This window comes from Methylibium sp., assembly GCF_031393925.1.
In the GTDB taxonomy this organism is placed as follows: domain Bacteria; phylum Pseudomonadota; class Gammaproteobacteria; order Burkholderiales; family Burkholderiaceae_C; genus Methylibium.
Genome location: NZ_JANMWL010000064.1, coordinates 1 through 4,799 on the forward strand (window position 1 = coordinate 1; position 4,799 = coordinate 4,799).

The following is a 4,799-nucleotide window of genomic DNA, read 5'->3' on the forward strand; positions in this document are numbered from 1 at the left end:
GAAGATCTTGAAGTTGGCCGCTCCGCGCGGCACGAAGGCATGCGCGATCACGTGGTGGGGCTGGCCGGTGTCGGCCTCCTCGGCGGCGACGAAGTCGTCGAAGCGGCGCGTCATCTCGTCGGCCACCGCGTGCAGCAGCGCCAGGCGCTTGTCGCTGCCGAGCCGGGCCCAGTCGCCGTGCAGCGCGGCGCGCGCGGCCGCCACCGCGGCATCCACCTCGGCCGCACCGCCTTCGGCGATGCGGGCGATCACGGCGTTGTCGAGCGGTGAGCGCTTGTCGAAGGTCTGGCCGCTCGCGGACACGGCGAATTCGCCGTTGATGAAATGCTGGACGCTGCGCAAGGGAGGCTCTCGGAAGGAGTCGGGTCCGTGTAGGAATCGGGACGCGCCGCCGTCCAATACCGTCTGCGGCAGCCGCGATACCTTGACGGTATGACTTGCTCATTTGGCGCACACCGCGCCGCGTCGGTGGCGCCGATTTGATGTCCTGAGCAAACCCTCTCCCGGGTTAGCCCGCGAAGCGGCGCGAATCCGGGCACCTGCGGGCTGGCACGCCGGTTGCGTAGGACCATGCATGCAGTAGGCGGAGACAAGACAGCATGCACGTCGAGATCAAGACAACGGACACCAAGCCGCTGCGCAACACCTTCACGCACCTGGCCGCGCGCTTCGGCGACAAGCCGGCGTCGCGCTACCAGGAGGCCACCTACGACATCCAGGAGGTCGAGAACTTCCACTACCGCCCGCTGTGGCAGGCCGACAAGGAGATCTTCGACACCAGCCGCACGGCGGTCGTGATGGCCGACTGGTACGCGCTGAAGGACCCGCGCCAGTTCTTCTACATGAACTACACGACGACCCGCGCGCACCAGCAGGAAGTCGCCGCAGGCCAGTTCGACTACTTCGACAAGCGCGGCCTGCTCACCACGCTACCCGAAGGCCTGCGCGAGCGTGTCGCCGCCGCGCTGCTGCCGCTGCGCCACTACGAGTGGGGCGCGAACATGAACAACAGCGCGATCACCGGCTGGGCCTACGGCGCCGCGCTGACCAACGCGACGATGTTCGCGACGATGGACCGGCTCGGCCTGGCGCAACTGCTGTCGCGCATCGGGCTGCTGATCGACGGCAACCTGGGCACGTCGCTCGCCGCCGCCAAGCAGCAGTGGCTCGAGGATGCGGCCTGGCAGCCGCTGCGCTCGGCGGTCGAGCACCTGTTCATCGTCGACGACTGGTTCGAGCTGTTCGTCGCGCAGAACCTGGTGCACGACGGGCTGCTCTACCCACTGTTCTACCAGCGCTTCGAGCAGACGCTGGCGGCGGCCGGCGCGCCGGCCTTCGGCATGCTGCTGACTTTCCCGAACGAGTGGCACGCCGAGACCACGCCCTGGGTCGACGCGGTGTGCAAGACCGCCGCCGCCGAATCGGCCGCCAACCGCGCGCTGCTTGCCGGCTGGGCCACGCGCCACCGCGCCACGGCGCTGGCCGCACTCGCGCCGCTGGCCGAGCGCATGTTCGGCGCGGCCGGGCGGCAGACGCTCGGCGAGGTCGATGCCGCCTTCGGCGCCCGCCTGCAACGCCTCGGCCTCGTGGCCGCCTGACCCTCACCGCAAGCAGCCCCATGACGACCGCACCCCACCGCAAGCTCGGCCTGAAAGACAAGTACGGCCTCCTGACCCGTGGCCTCGGCTGGGACACCAGCTACGTGCCGATGGACAAGGTGTTCCCGCACGACAGCTTCGAGGGCATCAAGATCCACGACTGGGACAAGTGGGAAGACCCGTTCCGCTTGACGATGGATTCGTACTGGAAGTACCAGGCCGAGAAGGAGCGCAAGCTCTACGCGATCATCGACGCGTTCGCGCAGCACAACGGCCATCTGAACGTCAGCGACGCGCGCTACATCAACGCGATCAAGCTGTTCATCACCGGCATCACCCCGCTGGAATACAACGCCCACCGCGGCTTCGCGATGGTGGGACGCTCGATGCGCGGTGTGGGTCCGCGCATCGCCTGCCAGATGCAGGCGATCGACGAGTTGCGTCACGCGCAGACGCAGATGCACTCGATGAGCCACTACAACCGGCACTTCAACGGCATGCACAACTGGCCGAAGAACTTCGACCGCATGTGGTACCTGTCGGTGCCGAAGTCCTTCGTCAACGACGCGATGAGCGCCGGACCCTTCGAGTTCCTGACCGCGATCTCGTTCTCCTTCGAGTACGTGCTGACGAATCTGCTGTTCATGCCCTTCATGAGTGGCGCCGCCTACAACGGCGACATGGCCACGGTCACCTTCGGCTTCTCGGCGCAGAGCGACGAGGCGCGCCACATGACGCTGGGCCTGGAGTGCATCAAGTTCATGCTCGAGCAGGACCCCGACAACCTGCCGATCATCCAGAAATGGCTGGACAAGTGGTTCTGGCGCGGCTACCGGCTGCTCGGCCTCGTGGGCGTGATGCTCGACTACATGCTGCCCAAGAAGGTGATGAGCTGGCGCGAGGGCTGGGAGCAGTACTACGAGAAGAACGGCGGCGCGCTGTTCGACGACCTGGCGCGCTACGGCATCCGCAAGCCGACGCACCACGAGACGACCGTGCTCGAAAAGGAGCACGTGACCCACCAGCTGTGGCTGATGCTGTGCCAGTACCACTGGGGCCTGGCGCTGCACACCTGGCTGCCGAGCGACGAGGAGATGGACTGGCTTTCGCAGCAGTACCCGAACACCTTCGACAAGTATTACCGGCCGCGCTTCGAGCAGCTCAGGGCGCTCGAGGCCGAGGGCAAGCCCTTCACCAACGCCAGCCTGCCCTGCCTGTGCCAGACCTGCCAGATCCCGATGTGCTTCACCGAACCGGGCGACCCGACGCGCCTCGCGCACCGCTCGAGCCTGTTCCAGGACGAGCGCTTCATCTTCTGCTCCGACGGCTGCAAGGACGTGTTCGATGGCGAGCCCGAGAAGTACGTGCAGGCGCGGCTGCCGGTGCAGCAGTTGCTGCAAGGAAATCTCGGCGGGCCGGAGCTGGCGGACATGATCCGCTTCTGGGGTTACGACCCGGAACGCGACATCGGCCGCTACGAGGGATCGAGCGACCAGCAGCGCTGGGCCCAGGCCAAGGCGCCCGGCGTCGCGGCCAAGGCCGCCTGAGCGGGAGCGCCACCATGCCCGTCATCGCACTGGAACCCGGCTACGGCGGCATCGTCCGCGACCGGCAGCAAGACTTCAACGGCGTGCAGCTGCTCTTCATCGAATGGGCCGCGCACCCACTGATCGCCTGCCCGATCACCGTGCCGGTGCCGCCCGGCACGCGCTTCGGCGAGCTGCTGAGCGGCGCGCTGACGCAATCGGTGTTCGGCCAGCAGCCGGACTGGCCCACCGTCGACTGGAGCCGCGCGACCTGGCGCATGAACGACGCGCCCTTCGTGCCCGACCTCGGCAAGACCCTGGCCGAGCAGGGCGTCGCCCACAAGGCCTTTCTGACCCTGACGACCTGAAAAGGAGATAAGCATGAGCATGAACGGCGTGATGCGCCCCGGCCACGTGGCCCTGCGCGTGATGGACCTGCAAGCCGCGGTGCGCCACTACACCGACGTGCTGGGCCTGCTGGAGACCGGCCGCGACGCGCAGGGACGCGTCTACTTCAAGTGCTGGGACGAGCACGACCACCACAGTCTGGTGCTGCGCGAGGCCGACCGCGCGGGGCTCGACTACCTGGGCTTCAAGGTCGTCGACGAGGCGACGCTGGACCGCCTGGCGGCCGGCATCGAGGCCTTCGGCATCGCGACCGAGAGCGTCCCCGCCGGCGAGCACCTCGCGACCGGCCGGCGGGTGCGCTTCACCGCGCCGACCGGCCAGGTGTTCGAGCTGTATGCGACGAAGGACGTGGTCGGCAACGGCATGCCCACGGTGAACCCCGGCATCCAGCCGGCGAACCTCAAGGGCATCGCCCCGGTGCGGCTCGACCATGTGCTGGTCTACGGCGCCGACATCGAAGGCTCGGTGGCGCTGTTCCGCGACGTGCTGGGCTTCCAGGTCACCGAGAGCGTCAGCGACCAGGGCAAGTACATGGCGGCCTTCATGAGCTGCAGCACCAAGGTGCACGACATCGCCTTCGTCGGGCTGCCGGGCGAGGGCAAGCTGCATCACATCGCCTTCTACGTCGAATCGTGGAGCGACGTGCTGCGCGCGGCCGACCTGATCTCGATGACCGAGACCTCGCACGACCTGGGCCCGACGCGGCATGGCGCGACGCGCGGGCAGACGGTGTACTTCTTCGACCCGAGCGGGAACCGGAACGAGGCGTTCACCGGCGGGTACATGTGGTATCCGGACCGGCCGCCGCTGCAGTGGACGCCGGATCAGTTGCCTCGTGCGCTCTTCATCCATGAGAAGAAGCTGCGGGAGGAGTTCATGAGTGTGGTGACTTGATGTTGGCGGTGCTGGGCGTCAAAGCCGTGTGGGGGTGTGCGGTGACGCTTCACTGCGGCGGTCGGCCTGCAAGGCCGACCCCCGCAGTGAAGCGCCGCCCGCCGCCCACCCGCGGCTTTGCTCCCACGGAACCCACGCCCACACCATGACAAGCACCTCATCCCTGGTCACAACCGGCCCCCACCACACCCACCTCACAAGGGCCGGCACAGGCAAACCTGTCCTGTTCCTGCACGGCTCCGGCCCCGGCGCCACCGGCCTGTCCAACTGGACCCTCGCCAGCCAGGCCCTCGCCAACGACTGCGAGCTGCTGATCCCCGACCTCGTCGGCTACGGCCAGAGCAGCCACCCCCAGCCCTGCCCGCAGGGCATG

General features: G+C 67.7%; 6 protein-coding genes. 5 read left to right on the plus strand and 1 reads right to left on the minus strand.

The window, feature by feature from the left end; translation table 11 throughout:
- A partial coding sequence (locus RMO12_RS04260) for an aldehyde dehydrogenase family protein (protein WP_309638327.1) occupies window positions 1–342 on the minus strand: 342 nt, incomplete at its 3' end.
- A 257-nt stretch (window positions 343–599) separates the two neighbouring features.
- On the opposite strand from RMO12_RS04260, the gene RMO12_RS04265 reads away from it, so the two are divergent.
- The 5 genes from RMO12_RS04265 to RMO12_RS04285 form a co-directional block, all read left to right on the plus strand.
- The gene (locus RMO12_RS04265) at window positions 600–1,598 is read left to right on the plus strand and encodes a phenol hydroxylase (RefSeq protein WP_309626153.1); all 999 of its coding nucleotides are present in this window, start codon (window positions 600–602) and stop codon (window positions 1,596–1,598) included.
- A gap of 20 nt (window positions 1,599–1,618) precedes the next feature.
- Window positions 1,619–3,145, plus strand: coding sequence for an aromatic/alkene/methane monooxygenase hydroxylase/oxygenase subunit alpha (locus RMO12_RS04270; RefSeq protein ID WP_309638328.1), 1,527 nt, complete (start codon window positions 1,619–1,621; stop codon window positions 3,143–3,145).
- Window positions 3,146–3,159: 14 nt separating this feature from the next.
- Window positions 3,160–3,492: a phenol hydroxylase subunit P4 gene (locus RMO12_RS04275; protein ID WP_309625178.1), complete on the plus strand. Its 333-nt coding sequence runs from the start codon at window positions 3,160–3,162 to the stop codon at window positions 3,490–3,492.
- A 13-nt stretch (window positions 3,493–3,505) separates the two neighbouring features.
- Complete coding sequence (locus tag RMO12_RS04280; RefSeq protein ID WP_405029615.1) at window positions 3,506–4,426, plus strand: catechol 2,3-dioxygenase; 921 nt, start codon at window positions 3,506–3,508, stop codon at window positions 4,424–4,426.
- 145 nt (window positions 4,427–4,571) lie between these two features.
- A partial coding sequence (locus RMO12_RS04285) for an alpha/beta hydrolase (RefSeq protein ID WP_309638329.1) occupies window positions 4,572–4,799 on the plus strand: 228 nt, incomplete at its 3' end.